The organism is Paenibacillus sinensis, assembly GCF_019904155.1.
Classification (GTDB): domain Bacteria; phylum Bacillota; class Bacilli; order Paenibacillales; family Paenibacillaceae; genus Paenibacillus_AQ; species Paenibacillus_AQ sinensis.
This window is the reverse complement of sequence record NZ_JAHCMB010000026.1, coordinates 161,634-186,941: the sequence shown is the minus strand read 5'-3', so window position 1 is coordinate 186,941 and position 25,308 is coordinate 161,634. Positions and strand designations below refer to the sequence as shown.

General features: G+C 50.3%; 24 protein-coding genes, 1 tRNA gene and 1 pseudogene. 9 read left to right on the top strand and 17 right to left on the bottom strand.

What is annotated here, in order from left to right; all coding sequences use genetic code 11:
• Positions 1-130 precede the first annotated feature (130 nt).
• The gene (locus tag KIH86_RS02670) at positions 131-460 is read right to left on the bottom strand and encodes a winged helix-turn-helix transcriptional regulator (protein WP_223084591.1); all 330 of its coding nucleotides are present in this window, start codon (positions 458-460) and stop codon (positions 131-133) included.
• 120 nt (positions 461-580) lie between these two features.
• On the opposite strand from KIH86_RS02670, the gene KIH86_RS02665 reads away from it, so the two are divergent.
• A complete protein-coding gene (locus tag KIH86_RS02665; protein ID WP_223084592.1) occupies positions 581-1,771 on the top strand; it encodes an NADH-dependent flavin oxidoreductase in 1,191 nt (396 codons plus the stop codon).
• A gap of 459 nt (positions 1,772-2,230) precedes the next feature.
• Entirely contained in the window at positions 2,231-3,265 is a 1,035-nt protein-coding gene (locus tag KIH86_RS02660; RefSeq protein ID WP_223084593.1) for a Cfr family 23S rRNA (adenine(2503)-C(8))-methyltransferase, read from the top strand.
• 330 nt (positions 3,266-3,595) lie between these two features.
• Here KIH86_RS02660 and KIH86_RS02655 read toward each other — a convergent pair.
• The 3 genes from KIH86_RS02655 to KIH86_RS02645 form a co-directional block, all read right to left on the bottom strand.
• A tRNA-Leu gene (locus KIH86_RS02655) sits at positions 3,596-3,683 on the bottom strand.
• 154 nt (positions 3,684-3,837) lie between these two features.
• On the bottom strand, positions 3,838-5,868 hold the full coding sequence (locus tag KIH86_RS02650) for a methyl-accepting chemotaxis protein (protein ID WP_223084594.1): 2,031 nt from the start codon (positions 5,866-5,868) through the stop codon (positions 3,838-3,840).
• 301 nt (positions 5,869-6,169) lie between these two features.
• Positions 6,170-7,126, bottom strand: coding sequence for a radical SAM protein (locus tag KIH86_RS02645; RefSeq protein ID WP_223084595.1), 957 nt, complete (start codon positions 7,124-7,126; stop codon positions 6,170-6,172).
• A gap of 447 nt (positions 7,127-7,573) precedes the next feature.
• Here KIH86_RS02645 and KIH86_RS02640 point away from each other — a divergent pair, with 447 nt between their 5' ends.
• Positions 7,574-9,088, top strand: a complete 1,515-nt coding sequence (locus tag KIH86_RS02640) for a DHA2 family efflux MFS transporter permease subunit (protein WP_223084596.1) — start codon at positions 7,574-7,576, stop codon at positions 9,086-9,088.
• Positions 9,089-9,183: 95 nt separating this feature from the next.
• Positions 9,184-9,780, top strand: coding sequence for an acyl-CoA-like ligand-binding transcription factor (locus KIH86_RS02635; RefSeq protein WP_235775231.1), 597 nt, complete (start codon positions 9,184-9,186; stop codon positions 9,778-9,780).
• Positions 9,781-9,955: 175 nt separating this feature from the next.
• Here KIH86_RS02635 and KIH86_RS02630 read toward each other — a convergent pair whose 3' ends face one another.
• Positions 9,956-11,203: a stalk domain-containing protein gene (locus tag KIH86_RS02630; protein ID WP_223084598.1), complete on the bottom strand. Its 1,248-nt coding sequence runs from the start codon at positions 11,201-11,203 to the stop codon at positions 9,956-9,958.
• Positions 11,204-11,471: 268 nt separating this feature from the next.
• Entirely contained in the window at positions 11,472-12,125 is a 654-nt protein-coding gene (locus KIH86_RS02625) for a deoxynucleoside kinase (RefSeq protein ID WP_223084599.1), read from the bottom strand.
• 437 nt (positions 12,126-12,562) lie between these two features.
• Here KIH86_RS02625 and KIH86_RS02620 point away from each other — a divergent pair.
• A pseudogene (locus KIH86_RS02620) lies at positions 12,563-13,573 on the top strand (IS1595 family transposase).
• A gap of 63 nt (positions 13,574-13,636) precedes the next feature.
• Positions 13,637-14,152, top strand: a complete 516-nt coding sequence (locus KIH86_RS02615; RefSeq protein WP_223084600.1) for a GNAT family N-acetyltransferase — start codon at positions 13,637-13,639, stop codon at positions 14,150-14,152.
• A 184-nt stretch (positions 14,153-14,336) separates the two neighbouring features.
• Here the strand turns inward: KIH86_RS02615 and KIH86_RS02610 are convergent, their stop codons facing one another.
• The 3 genes from KIH86_RS02610 to KIH86_RS02600 form a co-directional block, all read right to left on the bottom strand.
• Positions 14,337-14,777, bottom strand: coding sequence for an NUDIX hydrolase (locus KIH86_RS02610; protein ID WP_223084601.1), 441 nt, complete (start codon positions 14,775-14,777; stop codon positions 14,337-14,339).
• Between the two features lie 35 nt (positions 14,778-14,812).
• A complete protein-coding gene (locus KIH86_RS02605) occupies positions 14,813-15,271 on the bottom strand; it encodes an SgcJ/EcaC family oxidoreductase (protein WP_223086022.1) in 459 nt (152 codons plus the stop codon).
• A gap of 87 nt (positions 15,272-15,358) precedes the next feature.
• Positions 15,359-15,913, bottom strand: coding sequence for a hypothetical protein (locus KIH86_RS02600; RefSeq protein ID WP_223084602.1), 555 nt, complete (start codon positions 15,911-15,913; stop codon positions 15,359-15,361).
• 147 nt (positions 15,914-16,060) lie between these two features.
• Here KIH86_RS02600 and KIH86_RS02595 point away from each other — a divergent pair, with 147 nt between their 5' ends.
• Complete coding sequence (locus KIH86_RS02595) at positions 16,061-16,255, top strand: H-type small acid-soluble spore protein (protein WP_223084603.1); 195 nt, start codon at positions 16,061-16,063, stop codon at positions 16,253-16,255.
• Between the two features lie 18 nt (positions 16,256-16,273).
• Positions 16,274-16,444 carry a hypothetical protein gene (locus KIH86_RS02590; protein ID WP_223084604.1) on the top strand — a complete coding sequence of 57 codons (171 nt, stop codon included), beginning with the start codon at positions 16,274-16,276 and terminating at the stop codon, positions 16,442-16,444.
• 85 nt (positions 16,445-16,529) lie between these two features.
• On the opposite strand, the gene KIH86_RS02585 is transcribed toward KIH86_RS02590, so the two are convergent.
• From KIH86_RS02585 to KIH86_RS02550, 8 genes are all read right to left on the bottom strand, one after another.
• Positions 16,530-17,024, bottom strand: a complete 495-nt coding sequence (locus tag KIH86_RS02585) for a DUF2569 family protein (RefSeq protein WP_223084605.1) — start codon at positions 17,022-17,024, stop codon at positions 16,530-16,532.
• Entirely contained in the window at positions 17,014-17,187 is a 174-nt protein-coding gene (locus KIH86_RS02580; protein ID WP_223084606.1) for a hypothetical protein, read from the bottom strand. The genes KIH86_RS02585 and KIH86_RS02580 overlap by 11 nt, the downstream gene beginning before the upstream one ends.
• Before the next feature lie 4 nt (positions 17,188-17,191).
• Complete coding sequence (locus KIH86_RS02575; RefSeq protein WP_223084607.1) at positions 17,192-17,695, bottom strand: P-loop NTPase family protein; 504 nt, start codon at positions 17,693-17,695, stop codon at positions 17,192-17,194.
• Positions 17,696-18,152: 457 nt separating this feature from the next.
• Positions 18,153-18,986: an ABC transporter permease subunit gene (locus tag KIH86_RS02570; protein ID WP_223084608.1), complete on the bottom strand. Its 834-nt coding sequence runs from the start codon at positions 18,984-18,986 to the stop codon at positions 18,153-18,155.
• Positions 18,983-19,861 carry an ABC transporter ATP-binding protein gene (locus tag KIH86_RS02565; protein WP_223110282.1) on the bottom strand — a complete coding sequence of 293 codons (879 nt, stop codon included), beginning with the start codon at positions 19,859-19,861 and terminating at the stop codon, positions 18,983-18,985. The genes KIH86_RS02570 and KIH86_RS02565 overlap by 4 nt, the downstream gene beginning before the upstream one ends.
• Positions 19,862-20,120: 259 nt before the next feature.
• Positions 20,121-21,074, bottom strand: coding sequence for an alpha/beta hydrolase (locus KIH86_RS02560; protein WP_223084610.1), 954 nt, complete (start codon positions 21,072-21,074; stop codon positions 20,121-20,123).
• A 193-nt stretch (positions 21,075-21,267) separates the two neighbouring features.
• Positions 21,268-22,407, bottom strand: coding sequence for a carboxynorspermidine decarboxylase (gene nspC, locus KIH86_RS02555; protein WP_223084611.1), 1,140 nt, complete (start codon positions 22,405-22,407; stop codon positions 21,268-21,270).
• Positions 22,408-22,416: 9 nt separating this feature from the next.
• Complete coding sequence (locus KIH86_RS02550) at positions 22,417-23,616, bottom strand: saccharopine dehydrogenase family protein (RefSeq protein WP_038695011.1); 1,200 nt, start codon at positions 23,614-23,616, stop codon at positions 22,417-22,419.
• Between the two features lie 543 nt (positions 23,617-24,159).
• Here KIH86_RS02550 and KIH86_RS02545 point away from each other — a divergent pair.
• Entirely contained in the window at positions 24,160-25,182 is a 1,023-nt protein-coding gene (locus tag KIH86_RS02545; RefSeq protein ID WP_223084612.1) for a glycosyltransferase family 2 protein, read from the top strand.
• Positions 25,183-25,308: the final 126 nt, after the last annotated feature.

The following is a 25,308-nucleotide window of genomic DNA, read 5'->3' as shown; positions in this document are numbered from 1 at the left end:
TCTCAGTAATATATTTTGACCATTAAAAACCGCTCGATGATGGAGGTGAGGATTTCCCTTGTTTCTATTATCGAGCGGTCTTATTTAATTTGGGGATATACACCGCGGCAAGTGGTCCGCATATAAGTGGTTATTCATGATCCAAACTATGTTCCTCCCCCCATGTACATAGGGCTTGCAGCACAGGCATCAAATTCAAGCCTTTAGGGGAAAGAGAATATTCCACTTTGGGCGGTACCTGTGGGTACTCTTTACGAACAATAAGATTGTTGCATTCCAACTGTTTTAATTGATTGCTCAACATTTTATGCGTAACATTCCCGAGCACTCTTTTTAATTCTCCATAACGCAGAACTTCCCGTTTCCACAACCAAAATAAAATATGCATGTTCCATTTGCCTTCGATCAATGACATCGCATAAGCAAACGGCTTAACATTTACCGTGTTGTCCGCTTCCATCTCATACTCTCCTTTTTGATAGTATCTATCTTAAAAGTGCATACTGTCCCTATATTATATAACAATTATATAATCATGTTGAAATCAAACAGAGGAACACTCTAAAAAGGAGAGTATGACATGAAACCAAATTTTTTTGAACCTTACCACTTCTCACCCAAAGGTCTTACGATAAAAAATCGTGTCGTCATGGCACCCATGACAACAATGTCCAGCTTTTTCGACGGCTCTATTTCAAATGATGAAGTGGATTATTATGCTGAACGGAGCGGAGGCCCAGGCATGATCATTACGGGTGTAGCTTACGTTACAGCAGAAGGCAAAGGATTTGAAGGTGAACTCTCCATTGCCCACGATTCCACCGTTCGGGGACTTTCCAAGATCGCAAAAGCAATCCAAAAAGATGGCACCAAAGCCATAATCCAAATTTTTCATGCAGGCCGCAAATCGAATTCCAAAATTCTTAGAGGGGTTCAGCCTACAAGCGCAAGTGCTATTGCAGCCGTACACCCAAAAGATTCCGAGCCCCCACGCGAATTGACAAACGAAGAAATTGAAGCGATCATTCACGACTTTGGCCAAGCTACTCGAAGAGCCATTCAAGCCGGATTTGACGGAGTAGAGCTTCATGGAGCCAACGGATATCTTCTACAACAATTCTTCTCGGCTCATTCTAATCGGAGAGAAGATTCATGGGGAGGCAGCTTCAACAATCGCATGCAGTTTCCGCTACAAGTTATTAAAGAGGTTTCCTCTGTCATTGAAGCACAGGCAGATAAACCCTTTCTCTTAGGGTATCGTCTTTCGCCCGAAGAATTGGAAATCCCCGGAATCCGTCTTGAAGATTCTTTGGCTTTTGCTCAAGCATTAACCAGCACGCCGGTTGATTACATTCATTTGTCAATGGGAAGTTATAAACGCTCCTCTTTGAATCAACGGGAAGATAAAGAACTCATTTTATCTAAATTTGTTCGTGTCTTGAATAACGCCAAACCAATCATCGGAGTAGGCTCGGTAGAACGGCCTGAAGATGCAGAAGCAGTTATACAGGCCGGTTCCGCTTTTGTGGGAATTGGAAGAGAACTGATCCGTGAGCCCAAATGGGTGCAGAAAGTTCAAGCCGGTGATCTGAACAGTATTCGCTATCAGATTTCACCTTGCGAAATGGACGAACTACGCATTCCGCTGGCCATGCAATCCTATCTGGAAGGCTCATTTCGAGAGGTTATCCGTTTCACGACAGATGCTGAACCCGGAGAGAATTATGAAGCCACCCTCGCTCCAATGGAGGGCTTTGAGAAGAAACTATAACAGCTAAATGCGCGGACGCATATAAATGTGCAGCTAACCGAGCAAGCCATGCATTCGTGATCAGCATGCAGCGCCTCCAGCTGCATTCACTCCACCATCCTCTGCCATGAGTTGAAATGTAAAATGGGCTGTGCTACAATGCTGGTAATTAATTTAGGGGAGTTGTTGAGAGTAATGTAATATTTCTTGCTTATTATTACGAATGATAAAACAAAAACTGTTTTATTCTTTGTTAAGNGATGTTTGAGATTGTAAATGTTCATGTGAACCGTTCATTATCTGTTGGTTCGGTTCACGATCAAACTAAACGGATGCCGGAGCATTATCCATCTATCGATAGATGCACGTAGCGATTTAAGCTGCAAGCTTCGTGGGTTTTTAATCTGGTTGGTTAATGTACATGTTAAGCACCAACAAAGGGTGCTAAGGCATTTTCTCCGGCTCAAGAGGAGAAAACACATGAAATCAACTTCAAAATACGAATTGATTATTCAAATATTGAAGGAATTGAAACAGCCTGCCTATCGGTTCCAGCAAATTGCGGACGCGATCTTCAAGCAAAGAATCGGTGAATATGACCGAATGACCCTATTACCTCAGGGTGTACGAAACGAATTAATTATGAGGCTTGGCGAACATGTGCTGACCTTAACCCCTGTCATGCAAAAGACATCCAGACAAGTGAATAAAGTGCTGTTTGCCATTGAGGGCGGTGAGCATATAGAAGCAGTTCAACTAAGCTATGAGCGCGGCTGGAAATCATACTGCATTTCCAGTCAGTGCGGGTGCGGATATGGTTGTCGCTTCTGTGCTACAGGTACAATCGGACTGAAACGCAATCTGACTGCTGATGAAATAACCGATCAATTGTTATATTTTCATTTAAGTGGTGATGCCTTGGAAAGTGTTTCGTTTATGGGCATGGGAGAGGCGCTGGCCAATCCTAATGTCTTTGACGCGCTTAAGATTTTAACAGATTCACGAACCTTTGGCTTGGGCCAGCGAAGAATTACAGTTTCCACCATTGGAATTTTGCCGGGTATCGATCGTCTGGCTAAGGAATTTCCACAGGTTAACCTGACCTTCTCCCTGCACTCTCCGTTCGACGAACAGCGGAGCAAGCTAATGCCAATTAACAATCGGTTTCCGCTTAAATGTGTGTTTAACCGGTTGGACCAGCATATTCGTGATACAGGAAGAAAAGTATATGTTGCGTATATATTGCTTCGAGGAGAAAACGATTCAAATGAACATGCGGAAGCCCTGGCTGCTTTGTTCAAGAACAGAGGTCTTTGGGACCATTTATATCACGTCAATTTGATCCCCTACAATTCTACCGACGTGACGCCTGAGAGCTTTCATCAATCGGACAAAGAGCGGGTTCAAGCGTTTGTCCGTATTTTAAAGTCAAAGGGAATCCAAGTCACTGTGCGAACACAATTCGGAACGGACATTAATGCAGCATGCGGTCAACTATACGGACACAACAAGTAAAATAAAAAATCCATTTGCAACAGGGTTCCGAAATGGGAATCCTGTTTTTTATACAACAAGCTCCCGAACGGTCGCAAGGACCTTCCGGGAGCCATTTCAGACAGTCATCCATATGCTGCGATGCTTCCAACCAGCCACCAGCACCGCTATCCGCCAATCGCTTAACCATGATTAAAAGGGGCTACTCCACCACATCAGCCGGAAATACAATTCCGGCTTTCTTCCTTGCAAGGGTCTGGACTTCGCTGACAATCAGGCTATAGTCATTGCATGCAAAAAAGCTCCTGAACCGTCACAAGGACAGAGTCAAGAGCTAGTTCATTTATAAGGTGGTGCGGTCGAGAGGACTCGAACCTCCACGGGGGGTTAGCCCACACGGACCTGAACCGTGCGCGTCTGCCAATTCCGCCACGACCGCAAATTATGTAATCACGGCAGCAATTACCGTAATTAAGAATATACACCCCTGGCGAATGAAATGCAAGAAATAATTTCAGTTGATCATAATAAAGACGGGGAGGCTTCACCAGCGGCAGCCGGCGCCTCCCCGTGTACCAACTATCAGCTTACTACTACAGCTTGAACTGCTCCATCAAACGCTGCATCTCTTTGGCGCTCACCGTATTTTCATCCGCCATTTCGGCCTCCTTGAAGGTCTTCTCGACGATGTCGGAGGTACGTTCGGCAATGTCCTGCACGCCCGCAGCACTTTCAGAGATCGTCGCCGCCACTTCGTTGATGGCGATTGTAATGGCGGACACCGTCTCGCTCAGGTGGCTGGCCGAACTCTGGAAGTCCTCCATCAGATTTCTGACCATTTCGGCGTCGTCCGTATATTTTTCGCTAACCGTTAGGAAGTTGTCGTAATCGGAGAGCACACTTTGGTCGATGAAGGACAGAAGTTCCTCCGAGCTTCCGCGCATCTGGTCCACGGAGGTGTGCACGCCGCTTACGATTTCCGTGATGCCGGATGCGGTCTGCGACGATCTCTCAGCCAGCTTCCGGATTTCACCGGCGACCACCGCGAAGCCTCTGCCCGCGTCACCCGCCCGGGCCGCTTCAATCCCCGCATTCAACGACAGTAGATTGGTCTGCGCGGTAATCTCCAGGATGGTCTTCGCCAGTTCGTTGATCCGCTCGATCTGTGCGGAGTCTTCAATCGCCTGCTCCATTTTGCCTCGGACCGATGTGTACAGCCCCTTCGCATGCTCCGCCGATTTCTGCGTCTCTTCACGCATGGACAGCGCACGCTCCGCGATCTCCACCGCTCCTGTAGCTCCCGACTTCGCCTTCTCCGAAATAGCCAAGACATTATTGTCGATTTCATGGATGGCCGCTGTCATCTCTTCGGTTGAAGCCGCTGTCTCCTCCATTCCCGCCGACAGTTCCTGCGTAGTCGCTCCGTTGTCATGGGCGTTCTCCCGGACATCCACCGCCAGCCGCTCCAGCTCTTCGGCATTGTTCAGCACCTTGGACGATATGCCTACCAGACTGCCCGCCATATCGCGGAGAGCTTCCCGGGTGCGGAACATAGCTGTGGCAATAATTCCCGTCTCATCTTTGTTTTTGCGCAAATATTCATAGCTGTCATCGTACTTCAGGTCGAGCTCTGCCGTCTTGTTGATCAGTTCCGTCACCTTGAGAATCGGGGCCGTAATCCGCCGGGACACGACATAACCGATCAGCAGGGTAACCACAAGGCTGACCAGCCCCAAAAGGACGACAAAAGTGGTCATATCATTGACCGGCTTCATGATCTCTCCGACATCCGCCGCCAGCACAAGCGTCCATTTCGTAGCCGGCAGAACCGTATAGGCTGCCTTTTTATCCGCGCCGTTAAAGACATAGCTCACAATCTTATCTTCCGGATGCTCACCCTTCTGAACACTGGCCACAACGGATTTTATGCTATCATTCTCGACCGGCTTCCCGATTTTGTCCTTGGTCGGATGAAACAGCAATATACCTTTATCATCCACAATATAGGCGTAGCTGGAAGAGCCGTTAACCGCGCGAATATCGCCCAAATAGGTTGTCAGGCTATCTGCAAGAACAGCGGAAGCGACGAAGCCAGTGAGCTTGCCATCCACTTTAACCGGATGAGCAAAAGCCAGAACAAATGCGCCTGTCGACTTGGACTTCAGTGTCTCGCTGATATAAGGTTCGCTAGTCTCCAGCACCGCCTTGGTGTAGGCTCTGTCGCTGAAATTGGCGCCGAGCAGCGCTTCATCGCTGTCCGCTACATCGTTCCCCTTCAAATTGACCACGAAGATATGCTCCAGATTTCCGGCCTCTGTTGTGATTTCCTTCAGTCTGCTTGTGACGGCTTTCTGGGTCGATGCATCTGCCGCACCCCCATTTTGAGCTTGGCTGAGCAGCTTTCTGACATCGGACTCGCCAGCGAGCTGAGCCATGCGGTTTTGTTCTTTTTCGACCATGGCGTTAATGGTTTCGGCACTGCTCTTGTTCAGTGACAGCATGGAGTCGTCGGACATATTCTCCAGCGAGTCCGCTGATTTGATATAGCTGAACCCACCCATAAGCAGCGTGGACAGCAGAGTAACAGCTAGAATCATTATTGACAGCTTAGTACGAATTTTCATTATTTAGCTCCCCTTAAGCGCAGTCTCTGCGTTTGGCAACCCCGACCCGCCATCGATATTACTGAGTTTATCGGGTTTTCTCCACAAAAAGTGAATCATTTTCGACAATTTTTGCAGACGATTTATTGAATGTTTTCTCTGCCGAAATAATCCTTCCAATTCCTTCCTCTCTCACCATGCGAAAAGGCCATCCGCTTCACGCTTCCTGCGCGAAACAAACGGCCTAAGTAGTCAGGTTGTTCAGTGTCCGAATGAACATTATCAAGGGAGAGGGATTAATGTACTCTCAACATTGCCCCGTTCAGGTAACGGGCAGTCCCTCCGGGAACAGCGCGTCCAGCGCCGGGCAAGGCTGCCGCTCCAGAAATGTTGCCAGAGGCTCAGGCATCGGATTATAGATATCCTTCAGCGAGGTTCCATTATAGATATTGCCGATAATTACCGGATGGCACAGCTCGGATATCAGAATATCGCCGTTGCCGTGCATATGAAGCTGGGTTTTGCCTTCAATGCAGTGTGGGAAATAAACCCCTGGCTGCTCCCGGAAGCCAAGCGCTTCCATGAAGCGATCCATGCAAGTGAAGTATAGAGTGGTGTCTTCCCGCTTATTCGCGATCAGATCCGCCACGGCGGCCTTGAGCCCTTCGCGGGCGGCGATCGACTTCCAGCCGGTATGATTCATAATAATGCTGTTCTGAATTTCATGCGTGCGCACACCCAAATCATAGACATGGTTGCTGATTTCCCGCATGTTTCCCTCTGTCTCGTTGAATAGCAGCGTCTCCAGAACGGTATCGACATTCGTTTGGGCGAAGAACGCGATGTTCTCTCTGATTTTGCGATAGATGCTTGGATGAATATGGTAATAATTAGAGAACGCTTCCTCGGAAGTGAAATTAAACGAGATATGGATCGTCGTCAGTCCCGCGTCGGCCAGCTTGCCAATCCGCTCTTCGTTCAGCAGGCTGGCGTTGGAATTCAATTGGGTCTGAATGCCTCTTGAAGCGCAGTAGGACACGACCTCCAGACAATCCTCATACTTCAGCGTCACCTCGCCGCCGGATAGCCGGACACGCTTCAGCTTGGGAAGCTCCTCCAGTATGCGGATGATTTCGCTTCCGGTAAGGCTCTGGCCGTCGTTCCGATTGTACGCACAGCAGTAATCGCAGCGGAAGTTGCAGTTCGAGGTTACGCCGACCTCTAGTCCCTCCAGCTCCCAGACCTGCGGTTTGACCAGCTCCAATGCTTTGTAAGTCATGATAAGAAATCCCTCCGAGAGTTAGTACAGTCCAAGGATAGATGCTTGGCGCATCCATCGGACAATAACGTTTACCAGAATAATTAAGGCCACTTTCAAATACGAGGCTTATTTACCCCAATTTTGAAATGGTCTGCGGCAAGCCCTAATGATTATAGCGGTTTGTTGCTCCCGGAGGTTGTGATATTTGTTGCTGTCATTTTTAGTTAAGTCTCTTATGCGAAAAAATACCGGCCTCACACCCTGCCCAATATGGTCCCGCTGCTCAATGCGTTATGCTCTTTTTAGCCCTCCCACAGTAAAAATTAGATCATAAGGAATACTTTAGGACCTCAAGCCGGCGATTTCCGATATTTTTGACACATTATTTTATTTGACAGTAACTATCATTTTATATAAAATCCCATTATGCACGACATTCCCTGATTATGAAAGGTGGGTCACGCTATGACGCGTTCCCTGAAATCGAAATGGTGGGTGCTCTTCTCCCTCACCTTCGGATTGCTCGCCGTCGGTCTTGATATGACCATTCTCAACGTCGCTCTGCCAACGCTGGCGACAGACCTGGAGGCTCCGACCAGCCGTCTCCAGTGGATACTGGACTCCTACAATCTGGTGCTGGCCGCGATGCTGCTCCCCGCAGGCATGCTTGGCGACCGTTTCGGACGCAAAACCTTTCTGCTGCTGGCTCTCCTCCTGTTCGGAGGCGCTTCGGCCGGCTGCGCCTATGCCGCGTCCACCGGCATGCTGATCTTTATGCGGTCTCTGCTTGGGCTCGGGGCAGCCTTTCTTATCCCGCTGTCCGTGTCCGTGCTGCCCGTGCTGTTCGAGGGTCCCGAGCGGACCAAAGCCATGATGGTCTGGGCCTCGGCCAATATGCTCGGCATTCCGCTCGGCCCAATCCTGGGAGGATGGCTGCTGAATCATTACAGCTGGGGCTCTGTCTTCCTGATCAACCTTCCGCTTATTGTGATCGCGCTGATCGCCGTCGGGCTGCTCATGCCGGAATCGCGCAGCGAGCTGCGCCTTAAGCTCGATGTGGTTGGAGTCGTATCTTCCAGCCTCGGTCTGACCGCTGTAACCTTCGGCGTCATTCGGGCGGGCGAGCATGGCTGGGGAGACAGCCTCACTCTTGCCACCCTGCTGACGGGCTTCATTATCTTGGCGATCTTCGTTCTCTGGGAACGCCGGACAGAGCATCCGCTCATCGATCTGTCACTCTTCCGTTCGCGGCGCTTCACCTGGGGAACCCTTCTGGCTACCTGCGTGTCCTTCGCCTTGTTCGGCCTTCTGTTCGTCATGCCGCAGTATTTTCAGGCCGTGAACGGAGCCGACGCCTTGGGAACCGGGCTGCGGCTGCTCCCGATGATCGGCGGAATGCTTGTCGGCGCCAAGAGCTCCGATCTTCTCCTGAAGAAGCTGAGCGCTCGCGCCGTCGTTGCCCTCGGCTTCGCCCTGATGGCGGCTGCCCTGCTCCTTGGCACAGCCACGGACACAGGCAGCACCTACGGCTATGCCGCCCTATGGATTACGATCGCCGGTCTCGGCCTCGGCTTCGCGCTGCCGATCTCGATGGATCTCGCGATCGGGGCGCTGTCCGCGGAGCGCAGCGGAGTCGGCTCCGCGCTGGTCATGGCGCTGCGCCAGGTCGGCGGAGCTGTCGGCGTCGCCCTGCTGGGCTCGGCGCTGAACTCCGCCTACCGCAACGGCCTGCGGCTGGACGGCCTGCCGGCTGAAGCCGCGGCGGGCGTCCGCCAGAGCGCATCGGCCGGCGCTGCGATCGCCAGCCGGCTGGGCTCGGCGGACCTGCTGGGCATGGTCCGCACCGCCTTTGTCCAGGGCATGCAGCATATGCTCTGGATCTGCGCCGGCATTGCGGTGGTCGGCACCCTGCTGGCGATTATTTTCCTGCCACGCCATACAGCGGAGCCTGCCGCCAAGCCGCAGAAGCTATCCTCCTGATTTAAGCGCTTGTCCCTTCCGCGGCAATCAGGGTACACTGAACATAGAACGGAAATCCCCGTGAAGGCCTATATGGAGGGATGGAATTGTCAGATATGAATAACGATAGTCCGAAGCCGGGACTGCGGGAACGCAAGAAAATCAAGACAAGAGCAACCATTCAGGAGAATGCGATGCGCCTCTTCCGTGAGCAGGGCTATCAGGCTACTACAGTAGAGCAGATCGCCGAAGCTTCTGAAATATCGCCCAGCACCTTCTTCCGCTACTTCTCCACCAAAGAAGCGGTTGTATTGGAAGACGATTATGATCCCCTGCTGATCGAGAGCTTTCTGAAGCAGCCTCCAGAGCTCAGCATCATTCAAGCTCTCAGAGGGGCAGTCAAGGACGGCTTCAACCAGATTCCCGAAGATGAAGTGGAGGGGATCTGGGCGCGGGTGTCGTTATCGTACGAGATTCCCGAGCTACAAGCCGCCATGATCCAGCAGATCATGACAACCGTAGAAATGGTCGCCAACGTTATCGCTCAGCGCCAAGGCTGCAGCAAGGATGAGCTTCGGGTACGCAGCCTCGCTGCAGCATTCGTAGGCATCGCGATGGCCTCGCAGAAATTTTTCATCGAACAGCATGACCGGAGCTATCCGGACATACTGACTGAAGCCGTGTCACTGCTGGAGAAAGGATTTACCTTCTAGGCGTATCAATTCCGGACTGCCTAACGGCAGTGTCCGAAGGTCTGACCACATGATCACAGCGCAGCTTCCATGATAAGCTCCACAACCAACAGCCCTCTGCGGTTCACGCAGAGGGCTGTTGGTATCCTCATACCAAGGATATCAGTATGTCATTTCACAAATCTCATTTCCCGGATTAGCTGCCAAGCTCGATCGACTCATTCATTTGTTCCCAGGCCGCCTGGGCGATCAATCCGAGCCGCCACACCGCGATGCCTTTCAGGTCATAACGCTTCGCCAGCCCGATCTTGGTGTTCACCGATGTCGCATTCTCACTCTGGAGCGAAATGCCTAGCACGAGCTTGTCCTTGGTCGTCTGCTTCAGCGCCAGGCGGATAGCCTCGTCCACTTTGCCCGCAGGCTCAGGCGATTTCTCATCGCCATAGGCATAAGCCATGATGACAAGCTCATCGGCCAGCGCACCCAGCGTCTTGTAATCATAGCCGCCGTACGAACTGTTCAGCGGATGAACGGCAATGCCTAGCTTCAATCCTTGTGCACGGGCTTTCGTGGACAGATTTCGGACGAAAGCGTTGTAATCGCTCTGCACCTTCGCTTTATCCCCGGTCAACCCAAGTCCCTCCAGATCGAGCATAATACCTTTGAAGCCCTTCTCTGCCGCCGTATTCACAATGCCGTCAATCGTCCGCGCCTGAAGTGCGGCGTCCTCCAGATTCTTGGTCAATTCCAGACTGCCGTCGCCCGAATAGACCATTAAATACGGCGTCTGGCCGCTCGTAGAAGCGCTCTGCACGATGGATTCCGGGGTAACATCGCCAGCAGCCTGCGGCCAATAGAAGTCGCCGCCTGTTGTGGTGAATTCGCCGTCTTTGCCGATCCGGCTCCAGCCGAATGCGGCGTCGTTGAACCCGCCCAGCATATTATACTGGCTGTAAGAAGAAATGGCGTAGAACGCCAGCGTATACATCTCTTCCTTCGGTGAGGTAATCGACACTGTCTTGGTAGCCTGATTCCAGGACACATCCGCACCGAACTGCTGGCTGAAGAAGCTCAGCGGAATCATTGTTGTGCCACGTACCGTCTGCGGCGCCACCGCCAGCTTAACCGCCGCGCCGTTCACCTGCGCCGTCTTGCTGCCGATTGTAAGCTTCACGACCTTCGCCGTCTCAACGGCTTTTCCTGTCGCGGTAATTACCTTCGCGCTCTGATTCCACTGCACCGAGATGCCAAGAGCTTCCGATATGGCCCGGAAAGGAACCATCGTCGTACCGTTCATGACCGCAGGCTCCACCGGAAATGGCAGCGGATACCCGTCCAGCACAATGCTTACTCCACCTGCCGCCGAGACATTCCCCGGCGTCGCGGCAGCGCCGCCTCCCAACAGCAGTGCTCCGCACAGCAGCAGTCTTCCCCAATGCTTCATTTGACGAATCTCCTATTCTTCCAATGAATAATTTTCCATATAATATGACGCAAAAAAACACAGGAAGTTGCAGCGCAAGGTAATCCGGGGTGTGCAGCTTGGATCTTCGCAGCCTGTTCAGATCCTATGCGGGGCCCCGGTAGCTTCGAAATCCCGGTAATATAAATAAGCCGGATAGGTGTCAAAAGCAACCATCCGGCTTATTGCTTCATTCAGCCTCTCGCCTCCCGAAGCCTTACACTGCAGGGATTTCCGTCAGAACAGCAGCTTAAACTGCTGCTGCCGTGCCCCGGATGCTTTCGCTAATCTGCCGCAAAATATCATCCATCGAAGCAGGGTCATGCACGTCGTATTCCTCAATATTCAGCTTCAGAACCGGACATGCATCAAAATTCTCAATCCAGGAGGAATAGCGGTTATACATGTTCTCCCAATAGGAGCGATCCGTGTGAATCTCCATTTCGCGTCCCCGTTCCTGAATCCGGTCCAGGATGGCAGGCAGGCTGCCTTCCAGATAAATCAGCACATGTGGATGGGGGAAGTATGGTGTCATTACCATCGCTTCATACAGCTGTGTATATGTAGCATAATCCGTTGCCGACATCGTGCCTTGATCCGCATGCATTTTGGCAAATATTCCCGTATCCTCATAAATCGAGCGGTCCTGCACAAAGCCGCCGCCAAGCTCGAACATCCGTTTCTGCTCCTTGAAGCGTTCGCCCAGAAAATATATTTGCAAATGGAAGACCCACCGTTCAAAGTCGTCGTAAAATTTCTCGAGATACGGATTATGTTCAACCTGCTCCAGCGAGGTTTGAAAGCCAAGGCGGTCTGCCAGGGCAGCCGTAAGCGTGGATTTGCCGACGCCGACGGTACCGGCTACCGTGATCAGCGCGTTCTCGGGGATATGATAGGGATTCATGGCAAAAACTCCTTTACTGATGACAATCGCAGTCTATTAATTAATCAAAACCGATTGATATAATTCATAACTTTCAAAAACAGACCTGATTATTGTATCACAGCGAGCCGACTCTTCCTACGGAAAGTTGAAGCTGCCACAACATTTCTATGTACGAGACTTCATGCTGCAATTATAGCAAACATTTGTTCGTATATCCATGATTCTTTTCACACTAAGGATAAACGACTTACGGCATTCTTGGACGCCATGCGTTTACCGAGAAATAGAAGGCTGGGATAATCGCGAAGCTTGCACTTTCTATATTTAAGGCTATGTTAAACCTTAATATTGATATTTGATTATTACGAACGAATGTTCTATAATAAAGCTAATATCACTTGTTCGGAGATGATTTACCTATGGATTTAAAGGAACTGAAGAAGCTTGCTTAAACGTTGGACGATAATAGCAAGCGAGAGCTTATCTACTTCTTGCAGTTCCGAACCCAAGGCATGTCAGCTCCAGTTCGTGCGATTGATGAAATCCAAGAGCAGAAGCACAAAGATGGGCTTGTTTGTCCGCATTGTAAAAACCATTCTGTTGTGCGATTTGGAAAATATACTGTTCAAACACGTGCTGGAGTGGTCAAACGGCAGCGTTACCGTTTTAAATCCTGTTTACAGACGTTTAATGACCTCACAAACACCCCTCTTCAGCGCACACGTAGACCTCATCTTTGGGTTCGTTTCATTGAATTCATGATTGAGGGTTATTCACTACGGAAATGCGCTGAGGAGTTGCTTGGTGAAGTTACACATGTCACCTTGTTCTATTGGCGGCATAAGATTCTCGCTTCTCTGAAACAGATTCCAACTGAAGCGTTTCAAGGTATCGTCGAAATGGACGAAACCTATTTCCTATTCTCCGAAAAAGGCAAGCGTAGCATCACCGAGCGCAAGCCAAGAAAACGTGGCGGCAAATCCAAATATCGTGGCATAAGCAACGACCAGGTTTGCGTACTCGTTGCCCGTGACCGCCAGAAAATGACCTGCTCTGGCGTGCTTGGGCGTGGACGTATTCGGACTACATAATTGGACGAAGCGATTGGCATTCATATATCTAAGTCGAACGTGCTATGCACTGATTCGTGGAGAGCATTTAGTTCCTATGCGAATTCAAAAGGTTTGGCTCATTACCAATTCAAATCCGATGGAAAACAGCGCGTTAAGGGCGTTTACCATATCCAAAACGTGAACAGCTACCACAGCCGCTTGAAAAAATGGATAGACCGCTTCAATGGTGTTGCAACCAAATATTTGCAGCACTATTTGGCATGGTTCCGTTATATAGACAGCAAGGAATATGAGAATAGCTCATCGAATAAGAAGAATATGTTGGTCAAATCGTGCTTGTTCACTGTTAACGACACGAATAAAAAGCTTCGGTTGTCTGCTTTCTCTTGTTAAGCTAACTGGAAGGATAAGGAATTTTTTTAAAGGTTATTGATACAATAGAAAGGTGGGAGATTTTTGATAGAAACAAAACGTCTTATAATTAGAGAAATGGTGCAGTCCGATTATGATGCATTGTGCGGAATATTGTGTGATGAGGAAGTAATGCGTGCTGCTTATGAAAGTGCATTCAACTTAGAAGAAGCACAAAACTGGCTTAACAGACATCTTAAAAGATATGAAGAATATGGTTTTGGACTTTGGGCTGTTGTATTAAAAGAAACAAACGAAATGATTGGTCAATGTGGCTTGACAATGCAAGGCTGGAGAGAAAAAGAAATTTTGGAAATAGGTTTTTTGTTTCAAAAAGCGTATTGGCACAAAGGTTACGCAACAGAAGCGGCAATTGCTTGCAAGGAATACGCTTTTTCAGTTCTTAATTCAAATAGGGTTTATTCTATTATTAGGGACACAAATATAGCCGCTCAAAAAGTTGCCGTTCGAAACGGTATGAATATTATTGATAAAGATACTAAGAATTTTAGGAATATAGATATGAAATTTTTTCTGTATTCTGTAGAGCGAACAAAATGAGCAGGTGAAATTGAAAAAGGTTTCCATGATGAACCCATATACTGTTTGAAATTGAGCTAACGGACAACGATAGCTCAATGAACCGCCTTCATTCAAGGCGGTTTTCTTATGCTCAAAAATCAACATTAGAATTTAACATAGCCTATATTTAAAAAAAGGCAGCCTCGGCTGCCCTGTTAATGCGTTACTTCATCTGATTTAAGTTAGTATGCGTCCAATTCAGCGCTGAGGCGTTCCCGTTCAGCTTCTCATCAAGGATATAAAACAACGATCCGAAATTAAAAGTATCAGGCAGCTCATCAACTCTTCTCGTCTCCTCGATCTCAAACTCCGGAAGCTGTCCCATCTCAATGACCTCGGCAGTGAAAGCCATGCCGTATGTGTCATTGAATGGAAAGACGCCGAATGGCGCAATGTCGAAACCCAAGGCTCCCGTCTCCTCATGCAGCTCCCTGCAAGCTGTCTCCAGAATGGTCTCCCCCGGCTCTCTCCGGCCTCCCGGTATTTCCCAGCCGCCTCTCTTCCGGTTCTTGATAATCAAATATCCGCCTTGCAGCTTGGTCAATATAACCGCAAAGGTTACAGCCTCATCCTGGATTTCATCCAGTCCATACCATGCTTTCATGCAATCCTGTGCTCCAATCCGCTTCCTGTGATGGTCTATCTCTCCTGGTGCAAGACCTCGCTCAATTCCTGCGTCATCTGCTCCACCAGTTCGGGCCTTCCATGGAACTGCGCAGGCGTATTCTGAAAAAGCCTGATCTGCCATCCGTCCCGACCTTGGGCAGCTACCAGCGTATGGTGGGCGTTCACCGCGGGATTCAGCTCCTGACGGCCCGGAGGAATCATGCCCGCGATGGCACGCAGCAAGGCGGCGTCCTCGTTCAGGAGACTCACGGTCTTAATTTTCGTAATATAAGGTGCGGTCGGGTGATGATCGAATACCGGCTTCAAATGTCCGTAAATATCCTCTGGTCCGGCAGCCAGACTTCCGTCAAAGCCGATCATCTCACCCTCCGGCGTAAATAAATCGGCCATCCGCCGCGCATCCCGGCTGTTCCAGGCATCCATCAGCTCCGCATACAAGCTCTCTATATCTTTCCCGTTCCCTGTTGTCATAAGATCATCCTCCATGAGCCTGTCAAGAATCAAGCCCGATCCAATCATTGCAGCGGGATCGTTCTCCATCAGGGATGTATGCTCCCTTTATATCAGATTGCTCCCCTGCTCGTCCAGCAGCTTGACCAGTTCAATGAGCTCTCCGGCGGATGATGACGAGAAGTGGTGACGCGTACGGTCCCCGGCAAGATCCCCTACAAGATCCCGGATATGGATGAGCTTGATGCCTTCTTTTTGCATGCAGACGAGTTCGTTCGGATCTTTCACATGTCCGTGTACGAGCCAATACTCCCATTTCACCTCCGGCAGGACGGCATCTCGAATGGCTGCTTTTTTGTCCGATTTAAAAGTAATCTGCGCCCAAGCCTTCACACTGTCCTTCACCTGCTCCGAGCTTCTCAGCTTGGCGCTTGTCTTCGACTTCACTCCCAGCTTCACCATCTGCTCCCTGCTCAGCTTGCTGATATATGCCGTGGGCTTGGTGCTCACCTGAACCTCGCAGTGAATATGCTCAAAGCCTTCCTCCGTTAGACGAACTGCCAGAAAGCCGAGCCGGTTCATCTTGTCCCTGATCCCTCTCATCAAAAAATAACCGTTCCGAACCAACCATTCCTCTACCAAAGCCTCCGCATGCAGCGTCATCGTTACGAACTCCTTTCAATTTAAGAAATTCTTATCTTAAGTGCATTGGATAACAGACTTCCTCAATCGGTATTGGCATGTATAACCCGCTTCAGCCCCGCGCATAGTATTAGCGGACCCCGCTTCAGAAAGGAGGTCAGCCTTCGTATGAATGCTCAAAGAGCCAAGGAAATTGCAGCCTCGCCCTTTATGGCGAATGTGCTGTGTGAAGGGACAGAGGTCTATATTCAGCATGTGGATGCACAGAACGAGACGGCGCGCATTTATCCGCTCCACGACCGGCAGGCGGAACGGGAAGTTCCGCTGTATACGCTAATGGAACAGATTCAGAACATGGAATAAGATAAGGAGTGAGATGAAATGAAAACGGGCAAACACCAGGAAGCCGAAGCTGACCGTCTGAACGGTCACGATGTTACAGATGATGCCATCAAAGAAGTTCCCAGAGCATCCGATGCGGGGGAGGCAGTGGAGGCGCTAACGTCTCACCTGAACAAGTATGACAAGCCGGATGACGGGGAATTGAGATAACGGACAGGCCGATCTTGACATGAGGCGCCCCTCAATCGGGGTTCTTCATGTGAAGGTGGCGCCTCCTTGTGGTGTGGTTAAACTTCTAGACGAAAACGGAACGCACCCGCTTCGACAGCAAAATAAACGGGATGTAGACGATATCCAACAGCAGGCTTCTATAGATCTCTTGACGGAACGGAGCGTTGAATTGTTCTGCGATCTCCGGGGTAGCATAGTCCGCCATCGCATTGAACCACCAATAATCGGTGATCATGGCGACCGAATAGAACACAAGCAGAATCAGCAACATACTGCGAAACTTGCGGCTTTTTCGGACAAAACAGATGATTGAAGCAAGCAGCAGCACGACGAATAACCCACTGTAAATAATCTCGAACAAAATAACTGGCAGGACTTCGGGTATGAGACTCTTGATCATATCGAAACTTTGCAGGTTTGGCAGGATATCTCTTTTGAAATGGGCTGAGAAATATAGCAACAGAAGCAGGAACAGGATCGTGAACAGATGCAGAATTCCGGAAATTTTACGTTTCGGCTGGAATTCGTGAGACTCGCTCAGCAGTGTGCTAGGTTCCACCATGCACCTCCAGAACAACCAACGAAAACACTGCGTTATTCCCTCCGCCGCCGCCCATCGCGCTCTGACTAACGACTCTCCAGCCGTTGTTCAGCAGCTCGTTCAACTCATTGAGGTTATTTTTCTTATCGGTTAGATAATAGACAACAAACGCTTTTTGCATGTCCTCACATCCTTGTCTGTGTAATGATGTTCATAATCTCTCTATTGCTCTTTATGATATATCGTTTGTGGCGGAACACGGAGGTTAGCTCCAGGATGCGCTTCATGTCCTCTCTTCGGAAATTCCGATTCCAAATAAACAGCATGACAAACAGGTTGTTAAGTCGCTGAGTATAGTTGCTTGCTTCGAGCCCCAAGCGTGTTTTTACGAATCTTTTGATGGTTCTCCAATCCTGGATCAGCCGATGATTCCTGATGATCAAAATATAATCAGCTTCCTGAAAGCTGTTATATCCCCACTTATAATGAACGCCTTCAATTATCCAGGCTTCATTCCTGAGAACTTCGGCCAGCAGCCGGTCCCGCTCTTCAACGGGATATTTCGTATTATTCGCTCTGTTCCATACCAGATTGTCCGTTTGAATATGAGGAATCCCCAGCTTCGCAGAAATCAATTGAGCTATATAGGTTTTGCCGCTGCCGCAACCGCCGATAATTCGTATTTTCATTAATTCGACCCGCTCGTTTCATTATTTCGTTCGATGTGATCCTGTTCCAGTTCTTTCTCAATTTCAGCATCGGACATATTAAAATCACCATGTTCGTCTGGGCAAAAGCACAATTCCGGCGGTCGGTCCAAGTATGATGATTAGTGCAAAAGCCAGGATTGTTCCGATGATAGGCCCTATAACAGCCATTTGATCCTCCTTTGATTTTTTCCAGTAATAAAGCGTAAACGGATTATGTATTTCCTGCTTCCTATTTCCCTATAATTCGCCAAAGCGCCAACTTTTCCTTTTTCTGTAACCCAACAATCCATGATGCGGAAAAAAGAAGCTGTTCCAACCGCCATTTCATGGCATTTGGAACAGCCCCTTACCCTTGTTGTATATCATCCGCCTACAATATGCTGCTGAGGAGCAGTTTCTTCATCCGGTGCATCATTGTGCAGGCTAGCTCCCGCTCCTAATGGACCTGCCGTTCAAACAACAAATGCCGCTGATTCATCTTCGTGAGCCGACGTAACAGAAAGAGATTGACGAGCAGCAGTAACAAGCCAACGCCCAGCAACAGCTGCGGGCTTAATAGCAAGACTCCGGTAACTTGGGAGATGGCAAGTCCAACCACCGGCAGCACAACGATGCCACCGATTTGCTGCGCTTCTTGGAAGCCTTTGGACCGGGCGGAGATGAAGATGCTGATCTGGATGACCAATCCGGTGAACATCGGCGCCACCCACAGCAGGAGGAGGCCCCAGTTCAGGTTGGGAAAGATCAACCCGTCGAACATGGAGTACGCCAGCCCGTTGATGATGATACCGCATAGCAAGAAGCTGACCAAGGTGACGACGAAAGTCGGGATGAAGGTCGCAGCCAATTTGCCGAGGAACAGGTCTCTCACCTCAATGGGTGCGAACAGCAGACTTTCGAGCGTCCGTCGCTCCTTCTCTCCGACGAGGCTGTTCAGTGCGATCATCAGTGAGTTCAATACCGGGATGAGCAAGAAAAATGGTCCCAGCATGTAGTTCACGAAGATGTAAATGATCTGGTGATTAAGCGTCGGCAACGCCATGATCTGCTCCTTCTTATCCCCGGCGGGCAGCTGAGTGATCACCTTCTGTACCATGTCGACAAGATCGCCATCGGTAATGTTCACTGTCTTTATCACCAGAATTAAGACGCCCGGCAGCAGGACGCCGAACACAAGCGGAAGCAGGACAAGCCCGAGCCATACCTGCACGTTACTCGTTATCGCCCTCATATCTTTCTGTGCGATAGCGATGATCTGGCTACGGTTCATCGTTGTTCCCCCCCCAAGTTGAAATAAAGCGATTCTAAGTCATGGTTCATAATCTCTGCCGTGTGCACCCATGTATCTTGCAGAACTTGACGGAGCAACGCCGAAATCTGATCGGTTGACGCCAGCTCCAGCTGCACCTCGCTCGGCCCCAGTCGACTGACCGGATATCCCGCATATGTATCTCCCTCTACGGTCAGTCCGGTTGTTAGTTTGAGTTGAATCGTCTTCAGATGTTTCTTCTCCAGCTCTTTTTTCGTCCCGGTGTCCAGGATCGTACCATTCTTCATGAAAATATAAGTGTGGCATAGCGGCTCCAATTGATGCAGCACATGAGAACAGAGAATGATCGTCGTTCCATAGGCCTCATTCATCGCCTTAAGATCGGTCACGACCTGGTTGATGCCTTCCGGATCGAGTCCGTTCGTCGGCTCATCCAGGAACAGGATCTCCGGCTGATGAAGCATCGCCTTCGCCAAGGCCAGACGTTTCTTCATGCCGGTGCTGTAGCTGCCGACCTTCTTCTCTTGTGCATCTTCCAGGCCGAATTGCTTCAACAACGCTTGAATTCGCTCCTCAATGAAACAATTGTACAGCTTAGCAAAAAATCGCAAGTTGGCGACCCCGCTCATATCGTGGTACAGCCCCGCACCCTCCGTGACCACGCCGCTGATGCGCCGGATCGCATTTCCCTCGGTTATCGGGTCGTACCCGTTCACCCGCAGCGTTCCACGGTCCGGAAGAATGACGCCATTCAGCAGGCGCACCAGGGTGGTCTTGCCGGTGCCGTTCGGCCCAAGCAGGCCAACGATGCTTCCTTTCTCTATCGAGAAGGAGACCGCTTTCAACACGTTCTGTTCGCCGTAGCTCTTATTCACGTCGTGAACTTCAATGTAAGATGGATTCAGCTGCATAGGCTCCCTTCTATTCATTAGCGTTAGTTTCTTCGAAACGAGCAATCAGTAGACAAGCCAGGTAATTTGGCAAGGGCTATTTTACTGCATCTTTCTTTAGTAACCGATTATAGTACGATTGAGTATTCCAAAAAGTTCACGCGGTCCAACTATAATGTCCAAAAAACCCGCTCAAAATGAGCGGGCTTTATTTAAACATAACGGTGGCGCCCCCGTTATAGGATTACTGCTGAAAGCCTTCCTTCAGCCAGCTAGTGGCCAGGGAGAGCGCACTTTGGGCCGCGTTAGTCTCTGCCAGGGCATTCAGCATGACGAAGTCATGAATGATGCCCTGATAGCGCACCGCGGTTACCGGAACGCCGGCCTCGCGCAGCTTGTTCGCATAGGCCTCGCCCTCGTCGCGAAGCACATCGGCCTCGCCGGTGATGACGAGAGCGGCGGGAAGGCCGCGCAGATCGTCAATCGTTGCCCGAAGCGGAGACGCGGTAATTTCATTCCGCTGACTTTCATCCGTTGTATACTGGTCCCAGAACCACTTCATGCCGTTGCGGTGCAGGAAATAGCCCTTGGCGAATTGGTGGTAAGACTCTGTATCAAAGGACGCATCCGTCACCGGATAGAACAGCAGCTGCCGGCCGATCGTCGGCCCTTTGCGCTCTTTGGCCATCAGTGTAATGGCCGCTGACATATTGCCGCCAACGCTGTCGCCGGCAACAGCCAGACGGGACGGGTCTAGGCCGTGCCCGGCTCCCTGCCCGGCAATCCACTCCAGCGCAGCGTAGATTTCTTCGATAGCGGTCGGATACTTTGCTTCCGGCGACAGGCTGTAATTGGTGAAGACGAGCGCGGCTCCTGTTCCGGTAACCAGCTTCCGGATCAGGTTGTCATGTGTATGTGCATTGCCGAATACCCATCCGGCACCATGCGTGTAGAGAATGACGGGCAGCGTTCCGGTCGAGCCGACAGGACGCATGATCCGGATGGAAACCTGACCCGAAGGGCCTCCTGGAATCGTCGTGTCCTCTATTTCCACCTCAGGCTTGTCAATCTCGCCGGATTGGGCTTCATCGACGGCCTGACGGCCTTGTTCCGGGCCAAGCTCGTATAAATAAGGAGGGTTTGCCGTATCTTCAACAAATTTCTGTGCTGCGGGCTCCAGAATAACCTTTTTACTCAAGCTGTCCAGCTCCTCTTCGCTTTGATGTAGATCGTTTCCTGGCGTAAGCCATTATCTATTATTACCACCCTTCAAGAGAAGACTATCAGGTTCTTCATAAATCGCCTTTGGATTCATCGCGGGTATGATCCCTTTCAACGCAAAAAGGACAGCCTCGCGGCTGTCCTTCCATTGCTTTCAAACGCTATTCAATTCAAGACAAACGTCCTGCGTAATCCTCATAACCAAACGTACGGATGACCTTGATGCCTTCCTCTTCATTGAAGGAGACGATCGACGGCAGGTTCACGCCGTTGAACATATGGTTCTTCACCATGGTGTAATGCGCCATGTCGGTGAACACCAGACGGTCGCCGGCCTTCAGCGGCTCGTGGAACGAGTAGTCGCCGATGACGTCTCCGGCGAGACAGGTCAGGCCGCCCAAGCGGTACGTATGCTCGTACTCGCCGGCCTGGCCGGCCCCGATAATGCCGGGACGGTACGGCATAGCCAGCACGTCCGGCATATGGCATTCCGCCGAGGTGTCGAGAATGGCGATATCCATACCGTTCTTGACAACATCAAGCACCGTCGCCACCAGATAGCCGGTGAACAGGGCGATGGCTTCGCCCGGCTCCAGGTAAATCTGGACATTGTATTTGTCCTTCATATAATTGATGCAGCGGATCAGCGTCTCCACATCGTAATCCGGACGGGTAATATGATGCCCGCCGCCGAAGTTGAGCCACTTCATTCCGTGGAGGTACGGGCCGAATTTCTCGTCCACGACCTTGATCGTCCGCTCCAGCGTGTCGGAGTTCTGCTCGCACATCGTGTGGAAATGCAGCCCTTCGATGCCATCCAGCTCTTCCGGCCGGAAGTTATCCAGCGTCACGCCGAGTCTGGAATTGTTATAGCAGGGATCGTACAGTGGAATCTCGATCTCGGAATACTCGGGATTCACGCGAATGCCGTAGCTGATAGGCTTCGGTGCGCTTTGCACTTTAGCCTTGTAGCGATTCCACTGATCGAATGAATTGAAGACGATATGATCGCTGTACTTCATCATCTCGTCAAACTCCGAATCGACATACGCCGGAGCGTACACATGGACCTCCTTGCCCATCTTCTCATACCCGAGACGGGCTTCGAAGAGGGAGCTGGATGTCACGCCTTTCAGGTACTGGCCGACGAGCGGATACAGGCTGTGCATGGAGAAGCCTTTTTGCGCGAGCAGAATATGCGCGCCGGTGCGGTCCTGCACCGATTTCAGCAGCTCCAGATTCTTGATGAGAAGTCTTTCGTCGACGACATAGCTGGGCGAAGGGACAGCGCCGAAATCAAGTTCTGTCATTGGCCGTTCCTAGTCCAGGAGCACCGGCGAGAAGTCTTCCTTCCACGGCAGCCCTTTCGTATTCAGCAGCTCCATGAACGGGTCCGGGTCCAGTTCTTCCACATTGTATACGCCCGCTTTCATCCATTTGCCCTGGATCATCAGCATGGCGCCGATCATGGCAGGTACGCCGGTCGTGTAAGAGATGGCCTGGGAGCCGACTTCACGGTAGCATTCCTGGTGGTCGCAGACGTTATATACATAGTAGTTCTTCGGCTCGCCGTCTTTGGTCCCCTGGGCGATAATGCCGATGTTGGTCTTGCCTTTCGTTCTCGGTCCGAGCGAAGCCGGGTCCGGAAGCACCGCCTTCAGGAACTGCAGCGGAATGATCTCCTTGCCTTCGAACAGAATCGGCTCGATGGAGGTCATGCCGACATTTTCCAGAACCTTCAGGTGAGTCAGGTAGTTCTGCGAGAACGTCATCCAGAAGCGGATCTTCTTGATGCCCTTGATGTTCTTCGCGAGGGACTCCAGCTCTTCATGATACAGCAGGTAGATGTCCTTCGGTCCGATTTCCGGCAGGTCATAGACCTTCTTCTCGGACAGCGGCGGAGTCTCGATCCATTCGCCCTTCTCATAGTAGCGTCCGTTCGCCGTTATTTCACGGATGTTAATCTCCGGATTGAAGTTGGTAGCGAAAGGGTATCCATGATCGCCAGCGTTGGCGTCCACGATGTCAATCGTGTGGATTTCGTCAAAATAATGCTTCTGCGCATAAGCGGAGAATACGCCGGTAACGCCCGGGTCGAAGCCGCAGCCCAGCAAGGCCATAATGCCGGCTTCTTCGAATTTCTGCTTGTACGCCCACTGCCAGCTGTATTCGAATTTCGCCGTTTCCGGCGGCTCATAGTTCGCGGTATCCAGATAGTGCGTCTTGGTAGCAAGGCAGGCATCCATAATGGTCAGATCCTGATAAGGAAGCGCAACGTTAATTACAACGTCCGGACGGAATTTCTCGATCAGTGCGATGACCTCGTCGGTGTTGTCGGCATTAACCTGGGCCGTCTGAATCTTCGTCCGGCCTCCGTCCAATTTTTGCTTCAAAGCTTCACATTTCTCTACCGTTCTGCTTGCAATGCAGATTTCTTCAAATACATCCGGGTTCTGGACGCATTTATGAACGACTACGCTTGCGACACCGCCAGCGCCGATAATTAACGCTTTTCCCAAAATGAATGACCTCCTCAAGTTTTGTGTTTTCATCAATACTCGTGTAAATAGCATACGCTAAATTTGTATTCGGAAAATTAAAAGCCGCGCGAGCTTGATGATGGTTGATGTCAAAATGTGACGCTTTTATCCCATAAAAAAACGACAACGCTGATTATACAGAATAGGCCGCAAATAATCAATAAAAATCAACAAAAACCGGGATAAGCCAAGAGGATCTTTGAATTTCCTTAGGAATCCTCTGAAATCCATGAACATCCTCCGTTTTTCATCGCTTTAGAGCGATAAAATCAGCTGGCCTCTACAGTTTAGCTATACCCTTCCCACACAAAAGTAAACGAAGGTTTCGTTAAAGCCTGTTCATCGTCAGTTATGCAATCTCATTATTGTAGCATATTGAAGTCAAGCATACGAATGGACGCCTCAGATATGGTTCTTTCGTGGTTTGACACGGCCTTTTTTATTGCACTATAGTTTAAAATAACCAATCAGAATGCGGTAAGCCGGATGATAAACGGATCATAAGAAGGAGGTCTTTAAAAGATGCAGCCGGAAATCAGTATCATCGTTCCTTTCTACAATGTGGAGAACTACATCCGCAAATGCGTGGAATCCATTCTGGCTCAGAGCTTTAAGGACTTCGAGCTGATTCTGATCGACGACGGCTCTCCCGACAACTGCTCCGCCATTTGCGAGGAATACGCAGCGCGGGACGAGCGGATCAAGCTGATGCACAAGCCGAACGGCGGACTCTCCGACGCCCGGAATTTCGGACTGGACGTCGCGGCGGGCAAGTATATCGGCTTCATTGACTCGGACGACTGGATTACCCCGAACATGTTCGAGGTGCTCCACCGGGAGATAACCCGGCACGAAGCGGACATTGCGATCAGCTGCCATTACAGTGAGCTGGACGGTCAGGCCGAGCGGGTGAATGACTTCGGACAGACGGCCGTGCTGAACAACTCCGAGGCGATCGAGGAGATTATCGTGGACGGGCGGATCAAGAGCTATGCCTGGGATAAATTATACCGGCGCGAGCTGTTCGATACGGTGCGCTTTCCGGTCGGCGTAACATTCGAGGATATACTGACGACGTACAAGCTGTTCGTTCAGGCCACAAAGGTCGTTCTGGTCAACGAGCCGACCTATTACTACGTCAAGCGCGGCGACAGCATCACCGGCTTCACCAGCGCCCGGAAGCTGATCGAGAAATTCCATGCGGTGCTTGAGAAGCATGAAGCTCTCATGAAGCTCTACAGCGGGAAGATCGGCCAGCCGGTGTGGGAGACTTCGGTCAACAATATGATTCATGAGGGAATGGACCTTTACAACTTCTTCCTGCGTGAAAAAGATCAGAGCGGTTCGCGAGGCGCGGCGCGCGAGGTTGAGGTTTTTGTGAAAAAAAATCTGTCCTTCATCCTGGCCGCCAAAAATGTGGACCTCAGGTCCAAAGCCTTCGCGCTTATGATCAGCAAGACGAAATTTATGTACAATTATATGTACAGCAATTTCACCTTCCTGCGCAAAAATGGCGATACCGCCAAGGCGAAACCGGTCAAGTAACATTGACGAGGTTGGTGATACTGCGAACCGCAGAGAAAATATGCAGATAGAATATGCAGACAACTCACGAAGAAAGACCTGTTCTCCGGGCTGGAGTCCAGGTCTTCTTTTTCTTTTTCAACAAAC

Bases quoted from the DNA above. Each gene is read 5' to 3' on its own strand.
- KIH86_RS02570 (WP_223084608.1), bottom strand. From the start codon at position 18,986: ATGAACCGTAGCCAGATCATCGCTATCGCACAGAAAGATATGAGGGCG.
- KIH86_RS02610 (WP_223084601.1), bottom strand. From the start codon at position 14,777: ATGAAAGCATGGTATGGACTGGATGAAATCCAGGATGAGGCTGTAACC.
- KIH86_RS02650 (WP_223084594.1), bottom strand. From the start codon at position 5,868: ATGAAAATTCGTACTAAGCTGTCAATAATGATTCTAGCTGTTACTCTG.
- KIH86_RS02635 (WP_235775231.1), top strand. From the start codon at position 9,184: ATGAATAACGATAGTCCGAAGCCGGGACTGCGGGAACGCAAGAAAATC.
- KIH86_RS02575 (WP_223084607.1), bottom strand. From the start codon at position 17,695: ATGAAAATACGAATTATCGGCGGTTGCGGCAGCGGCAAAACCTATATA.
- KIH86_RS02595 (WP_223084603.1), top strand. From the start codon at position 16,061: ATGAATGCTCAAAGAGCCAAGGAAATTGCAGCCTCGCCCTTTATGGCG.
- KIH86_RS02580 (WP_223084606.1), bottom strand. From the start codon at position 17,187: ATGCAAAAAGCGTTTGTTGTCTATTATCTAACCGATAAGAAAAATAAC.
- nspC (WP_223084611.1), bottom strand. From the start codon at position 22,407: ATGACAGAACTTGATTTCGGCGCTGTCCCTTCGCCCAGCTATGTCGTC.
- KIH86_RS02640 (WP_223084596.1), top strand. From the start codon at position 7,574: ATGACGCGTTCCCTGAAATCGAAATGGTGGGTGCTCTTCTCCCTCACC.
- KIH86_RS02600 (WP_223084602.1), bottom strand. From the start codon at position 15,913: ATGACGCTGCATGCGGAGGCTTTGGTAGAGGAATGGTTGGTTCGGAAC.
- KIH86_RS02590 (WP_223084604.1), top strand. From the start codon at position 16,274: ATGAAAACGGGCAAACACCAGGAAGCCGAAGCTGACCGTCTGAACGGT.
- KIH86_RS02645 (WP_223084595.1), bottom strand. From the start codon at position 7,126: ATGACTTACAAAGCATTGGAGCTGGTCAAACCGCAGGTCTGGGAGCTG.
- KIH86_RS02630 (WP_223084598.1), bottom strand. From the start codon at position 11,203: ATGAAGCATTGGGGAAGACTGCTGCTGTGCGGAGCACTGCTGTTGGGA.
- KIH86_RS02545 (WP_223084612.1), top strand. From the start codon at position 24,160: ATGCAGCCGGAAATCAGTATCATCGTTCCTTTCTACAATGTGGAGAAC.
- KIH86_RS02660 (WP_223084593.1), top strand. From the start codon at position 2,231: ATGAAATCAACTTCAAAATACGAATTGATTATTCAAATATTGAAGGAA.
- KIH86_RS02625 (WP_223084599.1), bottom strand. From the start codon at position 12,125: ATGAATCCCTATCATATCCCCGAGAACGCGCTGATCACGGTAGCCGGT.
- KIH86_RS02665 (WP_223084592.1), top strand. From the start codon at position 581: ATGAAACCAAATTTTTTTGAACCTTACCACTTCTCACCCAAAGGTCTT.
- KIH86_RS02670 (WP_223084591.1), bottom strand. From the start codon at position 460: ATGGAAGCGGACAACACGGTAAATGTTAAGCCGTTTGCTTATGCGATG.
- KIH86_RS02605 (WP_223086022.1), bottom strand. From the start codon at position 15,271: ATGACAACAGGGAACGGGAAAGATATAGAGAGCTTGTATGCGGAGCTG.